This is a genomic window from Phyllobacterium sp. TAF24, from assembly GCF_052113785.1.
Lineage (GTDB): Bacteria > Pseudomonadota > Alphaproteobacteria > Rhizobiales > Rhizobiaceae > Phyllobacterium.
Genome location: NZ_JBFRDN010000005.1, coordinates 218,715 through 237,130 on the forward strand (window position 1 = coordinate 218,715; position 18,416 = coordinate 237,130).

The 18,416-nt window shown below is 56.6% G+C and carries 15 protein-coding genes and 1 pseudogene; 8 read left to right on the forward strand and 8 right to left on the reverse strand.

Features of this window, described 5'->3' with window-relative positions; translation table 11 throughout:
- The first annotated feature begins 211 nt into the window (after positions 1-211).
- From AB4Y96_RS07065 to AB4Y96_RS07075, 3 genes are read left to right on the forward strand one after another with little or no spacing between them, the layout of a single operon-like run.
- Positions 212-763 (forward strand): MaoC family dehydratase, encoded by a 552-nt coding sequence (locus tag AB4Y96_RS07065; RefSeq protein ID WP_441916394.1) that lies wholly within the window; start codon positions 212-214, stop codon positions 761-763.
- Complete coding sequence (locus AB4Y96_RS07070; protein WP_441916395.1) at positions 763-1,926, forward strand: CaiB/BaiF CoA transferase family protein; 1,164 nt, start codon at positions 763-765, stop codon at positions 1,924-1,926. The genes AB4Y96_RS07065 and AB4Y96_RS07070 overlap by 1 nt, the downstream gene beginning before the upstream one ends.
- 20 nt (positions 1,927-1,946) lie before the next feature.
- Positions 1,947-3,074 (forward strand): extracellular solute-binding protein, encoded by a 1,128-nt coding sequence (locus AB4Y96_RS07075; RefSeq protein WP_441916417.1) that lies wholly within the window; start codon positions 1,947-1,949, stop codon positions 3,072-3,074.
- Here the strand turns inward: AB4Y96_RS07075 and AB4Y96_RS07080 are convergent.
- A complete protein-coding gene (locus AB4Y96_RS07080) occupies positions 3,065-3,331 on the reverse strand; it encodes a hypothetical protein (protein WP_441916396.1) in 267 nt (88 codons plus the stop codon). The genes AB4Y96_RS07075 and AB4Y96_RS07080 overlap by 10 nt on opposite strands.
- A 212-nt stretch (positions 3,332-3,543) precedes the next feature.
- Positions 3,544-4,470 (reverse strand): transglutaminase-like domain-containing protein, encoded by a 927-nt coding sequence (locus tag AB4Y96_RS07085; protein ID WP_441916397.1) that lies wholly within the window; start codon positions 4,468-4,470, stop codon positions 3,544-3,546.
- A 302-nt stretch (positions 4,471-4,772) separates the two neighbouring features.
- On the opposite strand from AB4Y96_RS07085, the gene AB4Y96_RS07090 reads away from it, so the two are divergent.
- Positions 4,773-4,955, forward strand: coding sequence for a hypothetical protein (locus AB4Y96_RS07090; protein WP_091878572.1), 183 nt, complete (start codon positions 4,773-4,775; stop codon positions 4,953-4,955).
- Between the two features lie 8 nt (positions 4,956-4,963).
- On the opposite strand, the gene AB4Y96_RS07095 is transcribed toward AB4Y96_RS07090, so the two are convergent.
- The 4 genes from AB4Y96_RS07095 to AB4Y96_RS07110 form a co-directional block, all read right to left on the reverse strand.
- Positions 4,964-5,113, reverse strand: coding sequence for a hypothetical protein (locus AB4Y96_RS07095; protein ID WP_162700273.1), 150 nt, complete (start codon positions 5,111-5,113; stop codon positions 4,964-4,966).
- A 105-nt stretch (positions 5,114-5,218) separates the two neighbouring features.
- Positions 5,219-8,317 (reverse strand): efflux RND transporter permease subunit, encoded by a 3,099-nt coding sequence (locus AB4Y96_RS07100; RefSeq protein ID WP_441916398.1) that lies wholly within the window; start codon positions 8,315-8,317, stop codon positions 5,219-5,221.
- Positions 8,314-11,424 (reverse strand): efflux RND transporter permease subunit, encoded by a 3,111-nt coding sequence (locus tag AB4Y96_RS07105; RefSeq protein WP_441916399.1) that lies wholly within the window; start codon positions 11,422-11,424, stop codon positions 8,314-8,316. Before AB4Y96_RS07105 ends, AB4Y96_RS07100 begins: the two co-directional genes overlap by 4 nt.
- Complete coding sequence (locus AB4Y96_RS07110; protein WP_441916400.1) at positions 11,421-12,773, reverse strand: efflux RND transporter periplasmic adaptor subunit; 1,353 nt, start codon at positions 12,771-12,773, stop codon at positions 11,421-11,423. Before AB4Y96_RS07110 ends, AB4Y96_RS07105 begins: the two co-directional genes overlap by 4 nt.
- A 187-nt stretch (positions 12,774-12,960) precedes the next feature.
- On the opposite strand from AB4Y96_RS07110, the gene AB4Y96_RS07115 reads away from it, so the two are divergent.
- The gene (locus AB4Y96_RS07115; RefSeq protein ID WP_091878565.1) at positions 12,961-13,968 is read left to right on the forward strand and encodes an AI-2E family transporter; all 1,008 of its coding nucleotides are present in this window, start codon (positions 12,961-12,963) and stop codon (positions 13,966-13,968) included.
- A 3-nt stretch (positions 13,969-13,971) separates the two neighbouring features.
- Here the strand turns inward: AB4Y96_RS07115 and AB4Y96_RS07120 are convergent, their stop codons facing one another.
- The gene (locus tag AB4Y96_RS07120; RefSeq protein WP_091878564.1) at positions 13,972-14,484 is read right to left on the reverse strand and encodes a MarR family winged helix-turn-helix transcriptional regulator; all 513 of its coding nucleotides are present in this window, start codon (positions 14,482-14,484) and stop codon (positions 13,972-13,974) included.
- Between the two features lie 118 nt (positions 14,485-14,602).
- Between AB4Y96_RS07120 and AB4Y96_RS07125 the strand changes: the two genes are divergently transcribed.
- The 3 genes from AB4Y96_RS07125 (at position 14,603) to AB4Y96_RS07135 (ending at position 18,069) form a co-directional block, all read left to right on the forward strand.
- On the forward strand, positions 14,603-16,159 hold the full coding sequence (locus AB4Y96_RS07125; RefSeq protein WP_441916401.1) for an MDR family MFS transporter: 1,557 nt from the start codon (positions 14,603-14,605) through the stop codon (positions 16,157-16,159).
- Between the two features lie 87 nt (positions 16,160-16,246).
- Positions 16,247-17,095, forward strand: a complete 849-nt coding sequence (locus AB4Y96_RS07130; RefSeq protein WP_441916402.1) for an alpha/beta fold hydrolase — start codon at positions 16,247-16,249, stop codon at positions 17,093-17,095.
- A 662-nt stretch (positions 17,096-17,757) separates the two neighbouring features.
- Complete coding sequence (locus AB4Y96_RS07135; RefSeq protein WP_091878559.1) at positions 17,758-18,069, forward strand: hypothetical protein; 312 nt, start codon at positions 17,758-17,760, stop codon at positions 18,067-18,069.
- Between the two features lie 15 nt (positions 18,070-18,084).
- On the opposite strand, the pseudogene AB4Y96_RS07140 reads toward AB4Y96_RS07135, so the two are convergent.
- Positions 18,085-18,416, reverse strand: a pseudogene (locus tag AB4Y96_RS07140) (hypothetical protein); the annotation flags it as partial.

Sequence of the window (18,416 nt, forward strand, 5' to 3'; positions counted from 1 at the left end):
ACTTCAGCCGTTTTGAACCAAAGCCCGATGGCTGGATAGAAATATCCGGCCATCGGGCTTTTTGCATTGCGGCAGCTTTTTCTCTCGTTTTATGGCTTGTCAGGAATACCCATATGTGAAAATATTATTCACAAAAGAAGATTGAGGAGGATCGCACCATGGGACGCCAGTCCATTCCTGAAAGCCTGAAGTGTGCCTTTAAGGTGCCGCTGTGAGTGATTTTGCGCCCACAGTCGGCGTGTCCTCGACACAGCCAAAGAACATGCCAGCCGATCATGCGGCGCTGCCGGTCTGGAATGCGGAAAACTGGTTCTATGAGGATTGGCCCGTCGGGCACAAAATCCGCTCCCTACGCCGAACCCTATCCGAAAGCGACAGTCACCTCTTCAATACGCTGGTCACTGACATCCACCCTTATGTGCAGGATCAGATGTTTGCGGAAAGTGAGGGCATATTTGGCAGACGGCTCGTTGCGGGGGCCTTTGTCTTTTCCGCTGGTCTCGGACTTGTCGCAACCAATTGCGTCAATGCTTTTTCCTATGGCTATGACAAGCTGCGTTTTATCAAGCCGGTCTTTCTCAACGACACGATCTACACCATCCGCACCAATCTGGATAAGCGCCCGCGCTACAAGGAACTTGGGCTGATCCGCGCCAGCTACGAGGTGTTCAAGAACGAGGGCGAACTGGTTCTCTACTGTGAGCATCTGCAAACGGTGAAATACCAGAACCCCGCTGATTTTATTGGAAAGACTGAGAAATAATGACCACGGATAATGCTGATCTGCCGCTCGCCGGGCTGCTTGTCGTTGATATGAGCCAGTTTCTCTCAGGGCCCTATGCGTCACTGCGCCTGATGGATCTGGGTGCGCGGGTTATCAAGATCGAGCGCCCTGACGGTGGCGATCTTTCCCGGCGGCTTTATTTGAGCGATACGGAAATCGGCGGCGACTCGACTATTTTCCACGCGATCAACCGCGCCAAGGAAAGTCTGGCGATTGATCTGAAAAGTGAAAGCGATCTCGCCTCATTACGGACACTTCTCGGGAAAGCTGATGTTCTCATTCAGAACTTCCGTCCCGGTGTCATCAAGCGTCTGGGCCTCGATTATGAAGCTGTTAAGGCGATCAACCCGCGTCTCGTCTATGCCGGGATTAGCGGCTATGGCGAAGAGGGTCCGTGGGTCGGGCGTCCGGGGCAGGATTTGCTGGCACAATCACGTTCCGGCCTGATGTGGCTTAATGGCGATGAAAGCCAAGGGCCTGTGCCATTCGGGCTTGCCGTCGCCGATATGCTGGCGGGCGCCGCGACGGTTCAGGGTATTCTGGCTGCACTGGTAAGACGTGGCATCAGCGGCACCGGAAGTCACATCGAGACAAGCCTGCTGGAGTCTCTCATTGATTTCCAGTTCGAAGTGCTGACCACGCATCTCAATGATGGCCGCCGCCTGCCCAAGCGCTCGGATTTCCGCAGCGCTCATGCCTATCTCTCCGCACCCTATGGCGTTTATCCGACCAAGGACAATTATCTTGCCCTTGCCATGACACCCCTGCCAAAGCTTGCCGACCTTCTGGGACTGGATGCACTCGCACCTTACCGCGACACCCCAGCCAGCTGGTTTACCGCCCGTGATGAAATCAAGCGGATCATCGCCAATAAGCTTGCAACTGAGGATACGGATCACTGGCTTTCAATTCTCGAGCCCGCCGATATCTGGTGTGCAAAGGTGCTGAACTGGGAAGAACTGATGGCGAGCGAGGGCTTCAAGGTGCTCGACATGCTGCAGACCGTCGAGCGCGAGGACGATGTTTCCATTCTCACGACGCGTTCGCCCATCCGGGTCAATGGCAAACGGGCAAAATCCGACCGGGCAGCGCCGCGTATTGGCGAGCATAGCGAGGCGATCCGCAAGGAGTTTGGCCTGTGAGCAAGATCACGTTGAAGGGCATGACGTGGAGTCATCCGCGTGGCTACGATCCCATGGTTGCCTGCTCCAGACTTTGGTTTGAGAAGACTGGAATTACCATTGAATGGGACAAGCGTTCGCTTCAGGATTTTGAATCCTTTCCCGTGGAGGAACTGGCGCGCACCTATGATCTGATCGTGATCGACCATCCGCATGTCGGGCAGATCACGGCTGAGCATTGCCTTGCTCCGCTCGATGTTCCGGGGCGGGAGACAGAGCGCGCCGCGCTACTCAAGGGCAGCGTCGGGCAATCCTATCCGAGTTATCATTGGCAGGGTCATCAATGGGCCTTTCCCGTTGATACGGCGACGCAGGTCTGCGCGTGGCGGCCTGATCTTCTGAAACACTCACCCAAAACATGGGACGAGATGTTGGTTCTTGCCCGAGAGGGCCGAGTGCTTCTTCCGCTCAGGCCACCGCATTCCCTTATGACGTTCTACACCCTGTGCGGTAATCTCGGCACTCCCTGCGCAACAGCATCGGGCCAATTGATCAATCGGGAGCACGGTATGCGTGTTCTGGAAATGATGGGCGAGATCAGTGCCCTTGTTGATCCCGCCTGTTTCGAGATGGACCCGATTGCTGTGCTTGAACGCATGGCCAAAACCGGATCAGAAATCGCCTGCGCGCCCCTGATTTATGGCTACGTCAATTATGCAATCAAAGGCTTCCGGCCCAATCTCGTTGCTTTTGCCGATATTCCTGCTGCGGGTGAAAATGGCCCGGCTGGGTCCGCACTTGGTGGAACGGGTATTGCAGTCTCTGCATTTTCCGGGCATCGCGCTGAGGCCATTGATTTCGCCTACTGGATAGCCAGCGGCGGCATACAGAAAAGTCTTTATGCGGAAGCTGGCGGCCAGCCCGGACATGCGGATGCGTGGGAAGATCAAGCGGTCAATGCCGCCACGTCAGATTTTTATACAGCAACACGCAAAACGCTTAAGGCTGCATGGGTGCGTCCACGCCACAATGGCTATATGGCGTTTCAGCAATCAGCATCGGAACGCCTCAATGAGGCTTTGCTGAAAGGACACGGCGCGGGACGGGTTATTGATGATCTGAACGCGCAGTTTCTGCGCAGCTTTAGGGGCCTCGCCAATCAGGCATAGCGTTTCTCAGGTTCGACGTCCGCCCCATTGACAGCCGGGTGGGCATTGACAGCGGTGATAACCGCCAGAGCAGCAAGTGAATTCACACTGCGATTGCCGCGATTGAATGCCGTCATAACGGTTTCTGCGATGATTTTCGCTTCCTCATTTGTGCTGGATTTCACGAGGAGTGTTGCCGCCGCCTTGTCGTAGGCCGCCTGCATCAGGTCCCAATCATCCTGCGAATAGGTCGGTTCTGGTGGATTTGCGAAAGACATGGGGAGTATTCCTTCCCTGAAACGAATGAAAACCCCGCGACAGGAAAAGGCTAGTCGCTCAAATGTGGCATGGCAATTCGAAACGATTTCTTGCTGCTCTGAAAGAACTTACCGCAGTGCAAACTGGCGACCCGCCCATCGGAATATGGCAAATCCGGACAGGGATCATGAGCCGGCTTTACCCATGTATGGGTGGGTGATTCGAGCCATCGCTACAAACTGCTTTCAGCATCTGTTCTCGCCTGAATATGCCGGGAAAGACGGGACCACCGCTGACTGAACCATGGAGTGACCAAAGATATTTTTTCAAAGCGCTGGCTGGAAAAAGACGGATCAGTCTCCTCAAAGGTCCAGACCTTGAAGTTTGTCAGTTCGTGCGGCCCGAACGTGTGGATAAGCGGAATATCGGCGGCATCGCGGCCACGCGCCACAACAATCCGTCCGATACGGCGCGTGTTGTGGCGGGCGTCGAATGTGTGCCACTGATCTCCGAGATAAACCTCGAACCACGCGTTGAAATCCATCGGAGCGGGATCGGCAGGAATGCCAATATCACCCATATATCCATTGACGTATCGCGCTGGGATATTCATGCAACGGCAGAAAGCAACAGCCAGATGCGCGAAATCCCGGCATACGCCGACGCGCTCTTCATGGGCCTGTGCGGCAGTCCGCGTGGCACGGGCAAAACCATAGCTGAAAGTCAGCCGCTGGTTGACGTAATCACAGATGGCCTGAACCCGCGTCCAGCCTGGCTTGACATTGCCGAACAGGCTCCATGCCAGATTGCTCAGCTCATCCGTTTCGCAATAGCGGCTGGCGGACAGAAAGGCGAGACACTCGGTAGGCAGTTTGTCGACGGTCAATTCCTGTGCATTTTCGTCAATGGGATCAGGCAGTCCGTCATCCTCTACGACAGCATCATATTTCAATGAAAGATTGCCCGCCGGAGCCAGAAGACGCAGACAGCTATTGCCGAAAAGGTCGTGGAAATTCTCCAGTTTTACTGTGGGCGACGCCGACGGTCCCCTCTCGCAAACAATAGCGGAAAGTCGTCCCGCCTCCAGATTGAGATAGGTCGTCATCGGCGTTGGTTCGTTGCACTTGATAGCAATTTCATATCCGACACGGATCAACATGGCGCATCCTTTTGGGGTTTTGAATGGAACGCGAGAAAGGAGTTTGAGTTCCTGCCATGCCCAATAAAATTGTCGATAAATGCAAATGGGCTTTGCTCAAACCCGCGCCGAAAGGCTCTTCAGTCTTTGTTGACTATAAGATCGTAAAATTTGAAACGAATGCTGCCTCGGCCCGTTATCTCAGCAGGCCCAAACATTGCTGGAAGGGTGATAGGCGGGTGCAGAAGCATAGGCTTTTGCGGTGTTTGGCACGCGTCGGCAAATGAGTACCGATCTTGCTCCAGAAATGGATGGGAAGGGTCATGGCTGTAAAACATGGAATGCCGCATCAACCGGTTGCCACGGTCATGCGCACACAGATTACCAGGCAGGATTTTCGCAATGCCGTCCAGTCCTCCCAGCTTTCTCAGGCTGACAAGGATCTTCCCTCGCAGTTCGTTGATCTGCTCAAGCGCCTTGAAAAGGCGGAGAAGCGCAAACAATAATGAGTGGCTCAGTTGTTGCGTGTGTCCTGCATGACCTTGCCCTGATAGGCGAGGTGGGCGTCCCGGCCGTATTTGGCCGTGTAATTGACAAAACTGCCGAAGGACAAGGCAAAAGCCATGAAAATGAAAAAGACAATGCCAAGACGCTGTACAAGCATGACAGATACCCCCGTGGAACTGACACAAAGGTATGGGTTGCAACCTGAACACGCGTAGAACCAGCCGTTCATCCCGCGTTTCAATTTATTAAAATTTTACAAATTTTATGGCCGTTGCCCGGCAGCTATGGGTTTCTTTACCGACCAGCGTTCGTGCAGCCGTGCCAGCATCAGATAGATGACTGGTGTGGTGTAGAGGGTGAGCACCTGCGACACGATGAGCCCGCCGACAATGGTAATTCCAAGCGGACGGCGCAGTTCTGAACCGGGACCGGTCGCAATGATGAGGGGTATGGCACCCATAATAGCGGCAAGCGTTGTCATGAGGATTGGCCGAAAGCGCTTGAGGCACGCCTGATAAATCGCATCCTCCGCCGACAGGCCATAGCTTCGCTCGCCCTGTAGTGCGAAATCCACCATCATAATGCCGTTCTTCTTGACGATGCCGATCAGAAGAATGATGCCGATAAAGGCAATCAGTGTCAGCTCCGTGCCGGTTATGACCAGTGCAAGCAGGGCGCCAAGCCCGGCGGAGGGCAGGGTGGATATAATTGTCAAAGGGTGGGCGAGGCTCTCATAGAGAATGCCCAGCACGATATAGACTGTCAGCAGTGCCGCAAGGATAAGCAGGGGTTGGCTACCGGTGGACTGGGTGAGTGATGCGGCGTCGCCCGCAAACTCCGCGTGAAGTGAATCGGGAAGATGCATGCCGAGAACAGCTGTTTGTACCGCATTATTCGCGTCCTCAAGCGATGTCCCCAATGCCAGATTGTAGGAAATGGTGACGGACGGAAACTGCCCCTGATGATTGACGACGAGGGGCGCAAGGGTGCGCTCGATTTTGGCGACACTGCTGAGCGGCACCTGTATGCCGCCGGTTCCGGTCACATGCAGATTGGCGATTTGCTCGGGGTCGAGCGCGTAACCGGCATTGGCTTCGATCACCACCCGGTATTGATTGCGCGCCGAGTAGATCGTGGAAACCTGCCGCTGTGAAAAAGCATTGTTGAGTGCGCTGTCTATATCGCCGATGGCCACGCCCATGCGCGCAGCAGCAACCCGGTCTATCGTCACATTGGCCTGCAATCCATTGGGCTGGCGGTCCGTTGCCACATCGGTCAAACCGGGTTCCTGTTTCAGGCGGTCCAGCACCTTTGGCGCCCATGTGACAAGTTCACTGTAATTGGCATCCCATAGGGTGAACTGATATTGCGACTGGGTCGAACGTCCGCCCGCGCGGATGTCTCCCGGCGAGAACAGGAATGTTGACAGCCCCGCCACGGAGGCAAGCGATTTGCGCATACGGTCGATGACGATGGCGGTCGGGTCGCGTTCCTTCTCCGGCTTCAGTGAAATCAGCAATTGCCCGCGATTGACACCGGATGAAAACCCGCCGCCACCGACGGAGGAGCCAACGCCAGCAACAGCCGGGTCCTGACCTGCTATTGCTGCCGCCTGACGCTGCAGGTCCACCATGGCTGGATAGGAGATATCGGTTGAAGCCTGCGTACCGCCCATGATGAAGCCGGTATCATCAGACGGAAAGAAGCCTTTTGGGACTTTGACATAGAGAAAAGCTGTGATGGCAACACAGGCAAAAATGACAAGCACGGCCAGAACACGGTGATAGAGGACACTTTTTAATGTCCGGCCATAAAAGGCGATCACAGCGTCAAGCGTACCTTCGACAATACGCCCGAAGGCGCCCGGACGGGCATTGGCATCATGGGCCTTCAGCCTGTGACCGCAGATCATCGGCGTGACAGTCAGGGATACGACCGTGGAGACAAGAATGGTGAAGGCAAGGGTCAGCGAGAACGTCTGGAAGAAACGCCCGACGATACCGCCCATGAAGAACAGGGGAATGAAGGCGGCAAGCAGCGACACGCTGATGGAAACGACAGTGAAGCCAATCTGCCGCGCGCCTTCAAGCGCTGCCCGCATCGGCTTCTTGCCTTCTTCAAGATTGGCATAAATATTCTCGATCATGACGATCGCATCATCGACAACGAATCCAACCGATACGGCCAGTGCCATTAGGGACAGATTGTCGATGGAAAGCCCCCAGGCCCACATGGCGGCAAATGTGCCAGCGAGCGACAATGGTACGGTCACACCGGCTGCCATGGTCGGGGTGGCACGCCGCAGGAAAACCATGACAACCGCCATAACAAGACAGACGGTGGCCAGAAGCGTCCACTGCATATCATTCACGCTGGCATGAATGGTCGTGGTCCGGTCTGAGAGAACCGCAATATCAATGCCCGGCGGTATCAGCCGCTTCAGATCAGGCAGCAGCGTTTTCACTGCATCTACGGTGGCGATGACATTGGCATTGGCCTGTTTGGTGATGTTGAGAAGAACCGAAGGCTTGCCATTATACCAGGCGTCCGACCTGCTGTTGCGCACGCCCTGCTCGACAGTGGCGATATCAGAGAGGCGAACAGCCGTCCCGTCGCCGCTGCGGATGATGATCCGTCCGTAATCCTCGGTTGTTTTCAATTGCGCATTGGTGCCAATCGAGAAAGCAAAATCACTGCCATCGATAGAGCCAACCGGTTCGGCCACATTGGCATTGACGATGGCGGTGCGAACCGTGTCGAGCGACATGCCCATGGCCGCAAGGCGATCAGGGTCGAAGCGGACGCGGATCGCCGGTTGATCCGCTCCGCTGGCTGTCACTTCGCCAACCCCTTCCACCTGTGAAATACGCTGGACGATGACAGTATCTGCCGCGTCATAAATAGCACTGGCAGAGACCGTATCGGATGTCAGCGCCAGAATAAGCACGGGCGCTGCCGCCGGATTGACCTTGCGGAAACTGGGCAGTGACGGCAAGTCGGAAGGCAGGTCCGTAGCAGCCGCATTGAGCGCTGCCTGCACATCCTGTGCCGCCCCGTCGACATCGCGCGAAAGGTCGAATTGCACCGTAATGTTGGTGGAGCCGAGCGAACTGACCGATGTGAGTTCCGTAACACCGGCGATCGAGCCGAGGCGCCGCTCCAGCGGCGCGGCAACGCTGGCGGCCATGGTCGCAGGGTCGGCGCCGGGGCGGCTGGCGGAAACGCGGATCGTGGGCAGATCAACGGAAGGCAGGCTTGCTACAGGCAGAAAACCATAGGCGACAATGCCGAGCATCAACAGACCCAGCGCCAGTAGCGTGGTTCCAACAGGTCTGCGGATGAACGGTTCGGAAAAGTTCATACGCCGCCATCCGCTTCAGGGGCAGGCGTGCCGGTCGGCCGACCGACGATGCGACTACGCAAGCGTTCGAAGCCGAGATAAATGACCGGCGTTGTATAAAGCGTCAGGAGCTGGCTGAGCACGAGACCACCAATAATGCTGATGCCAAGCGGAATGCGCAGTTCCGACCCGGTTCCTTGGGCAAGGGCCAGCGGCAGGGCGCCGAAAAGCGCCGCAAGCGTGGTCATCATGATCGGGCGGAAACGCAGGATCGATGCTTTGACAATCGCTTCGCGCGGATCAAGTCCTTCGGTTCTTTCAGCTTCAAGCGCAAAGTCGATCATCATGATCGCGTTCTTCTTCACGATACCCATGAGAAGCACGATGCCGATGAGCGCAATGATCGAAAGGTCCTGTCCGAACAGCATCAGGGCGACCAGTGCCCCGACACCCGCCGATGGCAGTGTGGAGAGAATGGTGATGGGATGAATGGCGCTTTCGTAGAGAACGCCGAGCACGATATAGATCGTGATGATGGCAGCAAGAATGAGCCAAGGCTCGCCCGCCAGTGAACTGGCAAATTCCGCCGCATCGCCAGAATATTGCCCACGGATCGACTCTGGCAGGGCAATGGCCTTTTCGGCTGATTTGATTGCCGTCACCGCGTGGCTTAGCGACGCTCCAGGTGCAAGGTCGAAACTGACAGTGACAGCGGGGAACTGCTCGTCATGGCCGATAACCAATGGTGCCGTGGTGAACGAAGCGGTGGCAAACGCGCTCAATTGCACCTGAGCGCCCCCGGCGCCGCTGACATAGAGCTTGTCGAGCGACTTCGGGTCCGCCTGATACTGCGGCGAGGCTTCAAGGATGATCCGGTACTGATTGGCCTGTCCATAGATCGTGCCGATCTGGCGCTGACCGAAAGCGTCATTGAGCGTGTCGCTGACCGCCTGCATGGAAACGCCGAGCCGCGAGGCGGTTTCCCTGTCGACATTGACGAAAATGCGCCCGCCGCCCATTTCGATTTCCGAAGCCACATTGATCAGAGCCGGATCGCGCTGCAATTCCTTGGCGAGCCGCTGCGCCCAGTCCACCACCATCGCGGTATCGGTGCCTGTCAGTGTGTATTGATACGGGGCACGGCTGGAACGGGTGCTGATGCGGATATCCTGCACGCTCTGGAATGTTACCTGCACGCCGGGAATGCCAGTGGTCTCTGTTCGCAGCCGGTCGATAATCTGCGCGGCGGAATCCGACCGCTGATCCTGCGGTTTCAGCACAAGGCTGAGCGTGCCTGTGTTGGGTGTAAGATTGGTTGTGCTGGTTCCAACGACAGAAACAATGCCCGCCACATCAGGGTCCTGTCGCAGCCTGTCGGTAACAATAGCCTGGGTTCGTTTGATCGCGTCGAATGAGGTTGTCGGCTCGGTTTCGATGATCGCCGTTATCAGCCCGGTGTCCTGCGAAGGCAGAAATCCTTTGGGGATGATCACGTAGAGCGCAATCGTCGCTGCAAGCGTGACAGCCGTCAGCAGCAGCATCAGTTTGCTGCGATCAAGCGCCCAGAGCAGGCTGCGGCGATAGCCTTCTATGACCTTGTCCATCCACTGGTCGATGCTGTGCAGCACGCCACGGCGCTCGCCTTCCTCTTTGCCACGCAAAATGCGTGCGCACATCATGGGTGTCAGCGTTAGGGAGACGATCGCCGATACAACAACGGCGATAGTCAGCGTCAGGGCAAATTCGCGGAACATGCGCCCGACAATGCCGGTCATAAAAAGCAGCGGGATGAACACTGCGATCAGCGAGACGGTCAGCGATATGATGGTAAACCCGATCTCGCCCGCGCCTTTTAGGGCAGCTTCGAGCGGGCCTTCGCCGTCTTCGATATGGCGAACAATGTTCTCAATCATCACAATGGCATCATCAACCACAAAGCCGGTGCCGATGGTCAGCGCCATCAGGGAAAGATTGTCGAGGCTGAAACCTGCAAACCACATCACCCCGAATGTCGCCACAAGCGACAGGGGAAGCGCAACACCAGCAATGATCGTGGCACGCACGGTTCTCAGGAAGATGAAGACCACGAGAATGACCAGTGCGATACTGATCGCAAGGGTCAATTGCACATCATGGATGGACGCGCGGATTGTGTTCGTCCGGTCGTTTACCACATCCAGCGTGACCCCTGCTGGCAAGGCCTGTTTGAGACGCGGCAATTGCTGCAGCACGCGGGCAACCGTATCGATGACATTGGCGCCCGGTTGGCGCATCACATCGATGACGACGGCAGGCTCGCCCTGATACCACGCGCCAACACGGGAATTCTCCAACCCTTCAACAACAGTTGCCACATCTTTGAGCAGGACCGGGGAACCATTCTTGTAAGCAACAATGATGGAATTATAGGTCTGTGGATCAACAATCTGGTCGTTGGCTGAAATCGTATAGGATTGATGTGTGCCGTCGAGCGCACCCTTGGCACCCGCAACGCTGGCATTGGTGATCGCGGTTCGAATATCCTCTAGCGCAATGCCATAGGAAGCAAGCCGTGGCAAATCCGCCTGAATGCGCACGGCCGGGCGCACGCCGCCCTGAATATTGACATTGCCGACGCCCGTAACCTCGCTCAGGCGCTGCGCCATCATGGTATCGGCAAAATCGCTGAGATTGCGGATGGAATAGCTCGTGGACCGCAAAGCGAGGGTGATAATGGGCGTATCGGCGGGGTTCACCTTGGCATAGGTGGGCGGGTAGGGCAGGGTTTTTGGCAGCAGGGAACCGGCTGCATTGATCGCCGCCTGCACATCCTGCGCGGCCCCATCGATATCCCGGTCGAGATCAAATTGCAGGGTTACCTGACTGATGCCGAATGCGCTTGATGACACCATTGAGGAGAGCGACGGTATCTGTCCCAGTTGCCGTTCAAGCGGTGCAGTGACGAGCGACGCCATGGTGTCGGGGTTGGCACCCGGCAATTGTGTTGTCACCTGTATCGTCGGAAAATCCACCTGCGGCAGCGGCGCTACCGGCAGGGCAAGATAGCCGAGGATACCACCCAGCAGCACGGCAATCCCCAGAAGCGAGGTTGCAATGGGTCTGTGGATGAAAGGTGTCGAAACACTCATTTCGTGGTCCCGCTACCGGCCTCTCCGCCGCTTGCACCACCGCTCTGCTGATTGCGTCGCTTGTGCTGCCTTTCGCCGCTCTTTGCAGTTCCATCCGGTTGTTTGCCATCATCAGCCGGTTTTGCATCAGGAGCAGGCGTCGTTCCTGCATCCGTAGCGCTGGTGACCTGAACCTTGGCGCCGTCCTGCAATCGGGCAAAGCCGGTGGTGACGATTTTGTCGCCCGCTGCAACACCTTCCGTAATCACGGCCTGCACATCATCCTGTTGCCCGACTGTTACCGGATGCATGGCAACCGTATCACCCTCCTGAAGCAGATAGACAAAGGTTCCCGTGGGGCCACGCTGCACCGATGCGGTGGGTACGACAATTGCCCCGTTCAAGGTCTGCACCAGCAAGCGCGCATTAACGAAAGCGCCCGGCCAGAGGACAAGTTTGTCATTGGGGAAGTTTGCCTTGAGCTTTACGGTTCCCGTCGTCGGATCGACCTGATTGTCGATAACAGCAAGGGTGCCGCTGTCGATGACCGTCTTTCCGTCTCCCGAAAGCGCCTGCACGGGGAGGGTATTGGCCGCGCTTGCCACGTTGATCTTGGCCAGCCGCTGCTGCGGAATCGAGAATTGCACAGAAATCGGCTTGATCTGCGACAGTGTCACGATACCCGTTGTATCGGATGTGCTGACAATATTGCCGACATCGACATTGCGGATACCGGTGCGCCCATCAATGGGTGCGCGGATAATCGTGTAATCCAGTGTTGCCTGCGCACTTTCAATCGCAGCCTCGTCGGATTTGAGCTGCGCCTCATATTGCGCGACCAGTGCCCGCTGCGTGTCCGCCTGCTGCTGCGTGCCAGCATTGGTCTGGGCAAGGCGGATATAACGTTCAAGGTCGAGCTTGGTATTGGCAAGAAGCGCCTGGTCCTGCGCCTTCTTTGCGGTGGCCTGATCCAGCTGGGCACGATAAATGGCGTCATCAATGCGCGCGAGCACATCGCCCGCCTTCACATCCTGCCCTTCCTGAAACTCTATGGCGGCCAGTTTGCCGCTGACCTGCGAACGCACGACGACAGAGTTGAGTGGACGCACTGAACCCACGCCATCGATATAGACAGGAACATCGGCGGACTTGGCCTCGGCCACAAGAACAGGCGTGGGGCCAAGGCTCTGGCCACCGCCGCGCCGCCCGCCGCCACGGCGGCCGCTTTCCTGCTGACCACCACCCGGCGAGGCAGCATTTTGCGTTGTCGCGCCGGGTGTTTTCCACCAGCGTTCGCGCGTCACATATGCGCCCGCGCCAAGTACAGCAATGATCAGGATCACCACCAGAGCGCGCGTTTTCGATACCATTCACTCACCTGTTCATGTCTTCCCTCGAAAGGGTCTAAGAGAAACAGTACATTAGCGGGTAATGGGGTTGCATGGAAATTGCCGCCGCCATTAAATTTTGTCCACGTTTACGCGGCTTTCGCTTGCGCCGGAGAGGCTTTCAAGGCTAGGAACAAATTGAAACAGATAGCCTTTCTCAAGGTGCAACTTGCTGACTGCCACAAGGCTCTACATCGCGTCTTTCGCGTTGACGCTCATCGCTCTCTTTGCTGTCCTCCAGCTTGGGCTGCTTTCGGCCCTTCTATCGGGACTTCTCGTCTATAATCTCGTCCATCTTGCGGCGCCCGTGCTTGGTAAGCTTGGTGTTTCCAACAGCTTGACCAAGACATTGGCGCTGGCGCTGCTGGCGATTATTTTCATTCTTCTGATTGTTGCAGCTGTCGTGAGCGGCCTTGGGCAATTGACCAATGGTTCCGAAGGCGTTGTCTCGCTATTCAAGAAAATGGCCGAGATCATGGATACGGCACAGGTTCATGTGCCTGACTGGGCGAAAGCCTATTTCCCGTCCAACCTTGACGAATTGGAATCCATTGCCGCCAAATGGCTGCGCGAACATGCGGGCCAGTTGCAGCTTGTCGGTCGTGATTTCGGCGTGCTGATCGTCCGCGTCATCGTTGGAATGGTGATCGGCGGCATGATTGCGCTAAGCTCGGTGAATATATCGCGCACGCCGGGTCCACTGGCCCTAGCGCTGGTCGAGCGGGCGAGCGTGCTCAGCGGGGCGTTCCGCAATATCGTCTTTTCGCAGATCCGCATATCAGCGCTGAACACATTCCTGACCGCGATCTATCTCGTGGTCATCCTGCCGATCCTTGGCGTGCATCTGCCACTGGTCAAGACGATGATTGTCGTCACCTTTGTGGCCGGTCTTCTGCCCGTCATCGGCAATCTGATTTCCAACACGATCATCGTCATTGTCGGGCTCAGTGTGTCGTTCATGGCGGCGTTCGGCTCGCTCGCCTTCCTCGTCGTTATTCACAAGCTCGAATACTTCCTGAACGCCCGCATTATCGGCGCGCGGATCAAATCCCGTTCGTGGGAATTGCTGCTGGCGATGGTGTTTATGGAAGCGTGGTTTGGTGTGGCGGGGCTCATCGCCGCGCCGATCTACTATGCCTATCTGAAAGACGAGCTTACGGCGCGCAAGCTCATCTGACGCTTATTCGCGTGATGCAAACAATGCTTCGAACCCGCTGACGTACTTTTCGAAAAGGCGTCCGAAGATTTCGATTTCTTCGGGCGACCAATCAGCAACGATGCCCTCGACAATGGCCTGCTTTTGCAACCGCAGTTCGGCGAGAAGCCGTTGTCCGAGCGGTGTCATGACAACGACAATGCGCCGCGCATCGGCCTGCGAGGCTTTCCGGCGCAGCACATTCTTGGCAACCATTTCCGCAACGATACGGCTGGCGCGTGAAGGGTCAATCCGCAATGTTTCGGCAATCAGGCCAACCGTGACTTCACCGGAGATTTCCCCGCGCCTGACCGCATCAAGCACATCAAGGTGTGTGAGTTCCAGCCCCGGCGCAACCTTCTGAATGGCAAGACGGCCAATCACCCGCCGTCCTGTCATCAGCCGCATACGGGTCATAGCATGGCCAATGCGCAGGAGATCGTCATCTGTCCCGGTTTCGGGCGTTTCGATTTCATGTGTCACTAAAGTATCAGTCATGATTCAACCATAACAGATGCGCACCGGGTTTAAAATATGCAAAAAGCATTCCGCTGCTGTTGACATATGTATGCTAATAGCACATAAATTGCGCCAATCAAACCGGATACCCCATCCAATGGACCAGAATAATTCCTTTGAGCCGCTCGTCGCGGACCCGCGCAAACGGCTGACTCTCTTCTTCTTTCTGATGGCGGCCATGTTCATGGCGACGCTGGATAATCAGATCGTCTCAACCGCCTTGCCGACTATCGTTGGTGAATTCGGTCAGCTTGAGCGCTTCGCTTGGATCGGCTCTGCCTATCTGCTCGCCATCAGCGCGGTCATGCCTGTCTATGGCAAGCTTGGCGACCTGTTTGGCCGCAAATATGTGATGATTTCGGCCATCTTCATTTTCACGCTCGGCTCCGTCGTCTGCGGCCTTGCGATCTCCATGAACACGCTGATTGCCGCACGCGTGCTGCAGGGGCTTGGCGGCGGCGGGGTCATGGTCTCGATCTTTTCCGTCAGTGCTGACCTGTTTGAACCGCGCGAACGCGCACGGTACCAGAGCTATCTCAGCCTCGTCTTCATCGCCTCTGGCGCTATCGGGCCGGTTCTGGGCGGCACGATGAGCGATCTTTTTGGCTGGCGCTCGATCTTCCTGATCAACCTGCCGATCGGGCTGATCGTCCTCGCCGGGCTGATCTTCATGCTTCCCTACCGCAAACCCGCCCGCAAGCCGAAGATCGACTATGCCGGTGCTGTCCTGCTTGCCCTGACGACGACAAGCCTTGTGCTTGCGGCCGATGGCGGCCAGCTGTTCGGCTCGTTGCTGGCGCCGCAGACCCTCGGCATTATCGGGTTTGGTATCGTCTGCGCCATCATATGGGTTTTTGTCGAGCGCCGGGCACCCGAGCCGATCATTCCGCTGTCGCTGTTCCGCAATTCGACCTTCACATTGTTCGTGATCATTTCGGTTGCCAGCGGTTGCATTGCCATCGGCATGGTCAATTATTTCGCCTTCTTCCTGCAGACGACGACGGGGCTTTCACCATCGCTGGCGGGCCTGCTGTTCATCCTATTGACGGGCGGCATTGTCGGCGGCTCGCTATTTACAGGCCGTGTGATCTCGATGACGGGCCGCTACAAATATCTGTCAATGGGTGGCCTTGCCTTCAGCACGGTTGCCTTTGGTCTGTTCACGCAGGTTCATGCGGGAACTCCCGTGGTTCTCATCGGCCTCCTGATGCTGATGCACGGTGTTGGCATTGGCATGGGGCAGCAGATTCCGATTATCGGCGTGCAGAACGCCGCCGGAAGTCGCGATGTTGGTGCAGCGACTGGCTCGGTATCGCTGGCACGCATGGCCGGAGCCTCGATTGCCATCTCGGCCTATGGAGCGATTATCGCGGCCAATATCTCGCATGGGGCGGTCAATATTCCGGGTGTCGGCAATATCGAAGAATTGACGCCCAAGATGATGGCGGCACTGCCAGCGGAAGCAAAGCAGATGCTTGCCGATAGTTATGCCGCAGCATTCAGCCCGCTGTTCCTGACAGCCGCCTGCATTGCCCTGTTCGGCCTGCTGATGGCGACGCTCCTGAAGCCGGTGCAGTTGCCGAGCGCGGGCAAGCCCAAGCCGGTTGATCCTGCCATGCAGGCCAACGAAGCCATTGCGGAGGCGGCGGAGTAGTCCGCCTCCGGCCCATTGCGGCGCTGACTGAAAAGTGCTGATCTTGCTGCTCACCCACTGCAATCATTGCAGGAAATGGAGAGCATCATGAAACTCAAATCAGTCGCCGCCGCTCTGGGATTGTTGTTTGCCTTCGCTGTGACAACGGCGCTTGCCGCCGAGCGCTGGGAGCAACTGCCTGATCCCGCACCAATGCCAGCCGCCGTCAAAAGCGGCACCGCGCCTGTTAATGGCATTCAGATGTATTATGCGGTCTATGGTTCCGGCCCACCGGTGCTGCTTATCCATGGCGGGCTTGGCTATAGCGATGTCTGGGGCGGGCAGGTGGCTGATCTCTCCAAGGACCATATGGTTATCGTTGCCGATAGCCGCGGCCATGGCCGCTCCACCCGCAATGCCAGCCCGTTCAGCTACGATCTGATGTCATCGGATTACCTTGCTTTGCTCGATTATCTCAAGGTCGATAAGACGGCGCTGGTTGGCTGGAGCGATGGCGGCATTATTGGCATTGATATTGCCATTCATCACCCGGAGCGCCTGACCAAGGTGTTTGCGCAGGCCGCCAATACCAAGATCGACGGCGTTAAGCCGGATGTGCTGCAGAACAAGACCTTTGCGGGTTACATCGAAAAGGCTGGCGGGGTTTACAGGAAAATTTCGCCGACACCGGGCGAATATGATGCCTTTGTCGAGCAGATCAGCGGCATGTGGGCCAGCGAGCCAAACTGGACCGATGACGACCTGAAAAAGATCAAAACACCAATTGCCATCGTGCTTGGTGATCATGACGAAGCGATCACCCGTGAGCATACGGATTACATGGCCAAAACCATTCCCGGCGCCAAGCTGGTGATACTGGATAATGCCAGCCACTTTGCAATGCTGCAGGACCCGGCGGGGTATAACAAGGCCGTGCGGGATTTTATTGATAGGTAGGTGATCCCTGCAAGGCTGTTGGTTGGTGGTCGTGGTTCGTGGTTCGTGGTTCGACAGGCTCACCATGAGGGAGAGGGATGATGCAAAGATAATCATAATGGCTGCAGAATATGGCTCCCTACAAACCACCTCTCCCCGTCATCCTCGGGCTTGACCCGAGGACCCACGGCAAAAGAGATCAAACGAACGTGACCACTCGCGCTTTTAAATTATGGGTCCTCGGGTCAAGCCCGAGGATGACGGAGTGGGGAGGGATCATGGGGAGCCACAGTCTGCAACCATTTTGATCTGCAATCTCTGCGATTATCTTTGCATCACCCACCTCCCTCATGGTGAGCCTGTCGAACCACGAACCACGAACCACGCCAAGCTCAATAAGTCTGCATACCAGTAGTTCTACCAGTTCCACCCCTGTCACATTCCAATTATGGTCCGCAATGAGACCGCTCGAAATGGATCGGTCTTGGGGCTTGATAACCCCTCGCAGGCGGCCTTGTGCTGCCGTATACTGCACTTCCCGTTCTATGATCGGGGAGGCGCCAGCGTATGTTCAGGGGGCAACCCTAAAGGCTGGCGCGCTCTTCCTGCGAGAGTTATCAACTCCCCGGTCACCAGAGGCTTAGCCTCCGGTGGCCACTTTCCTCTTCGACAAGGGAGTGCGCATGAACGATTACAATTTCTGGGCTCATCTGCTCGACACATTTCAAGCCTCGCCGGATTTGATCAAGGCGATATGGCTGCTTATACCTCCCGTCTTCGTGCTGGGGCTGCTGGCACTGACGCTGCGGTTTCGGATCGACAGCAAGCTGGCGGACAAAGCGCCGGATGGCGAGTTGGTCTATTCAGTCCATCGCGATAAGCAAAACCGGGTTCATATTATCAGCCATACCAAACAACTGGAGGGCAGCTCGCCGCTTCTCCTGCTCGACCCGGTCCGTACTGACCAAGCGGAGCCCGATCTCATCGACAAATAGAGCGCGTTTCCCGCGTCACGCGGCACGCAGCGGGACGATGTTGGTTTGGTTTGTATCAGCAGATTCGGTGCGCGGTGGTCTGGTTTTCGACCCTGCCACCCAATGCGGACTGCCGCCGGAATCCATGGTCACGCGCAAAAAGACGTGGGTTCGGCAATCGGCCCACAGCTCGCTTGGCAGCTTCAGTGAACCGTTGGTCCATCGCCATGATTTGCCGTTTTCGCTCTCCGGATAGTGAAAACCGTCATCAAGCCGGGGATCGTTAAGGTCGATATCCTTGCTGCAGCGCAAGCCGTCATTGATGTGAAGCCTATTGATGGAAATGCCGAGCCTGCGCTCATCACCGC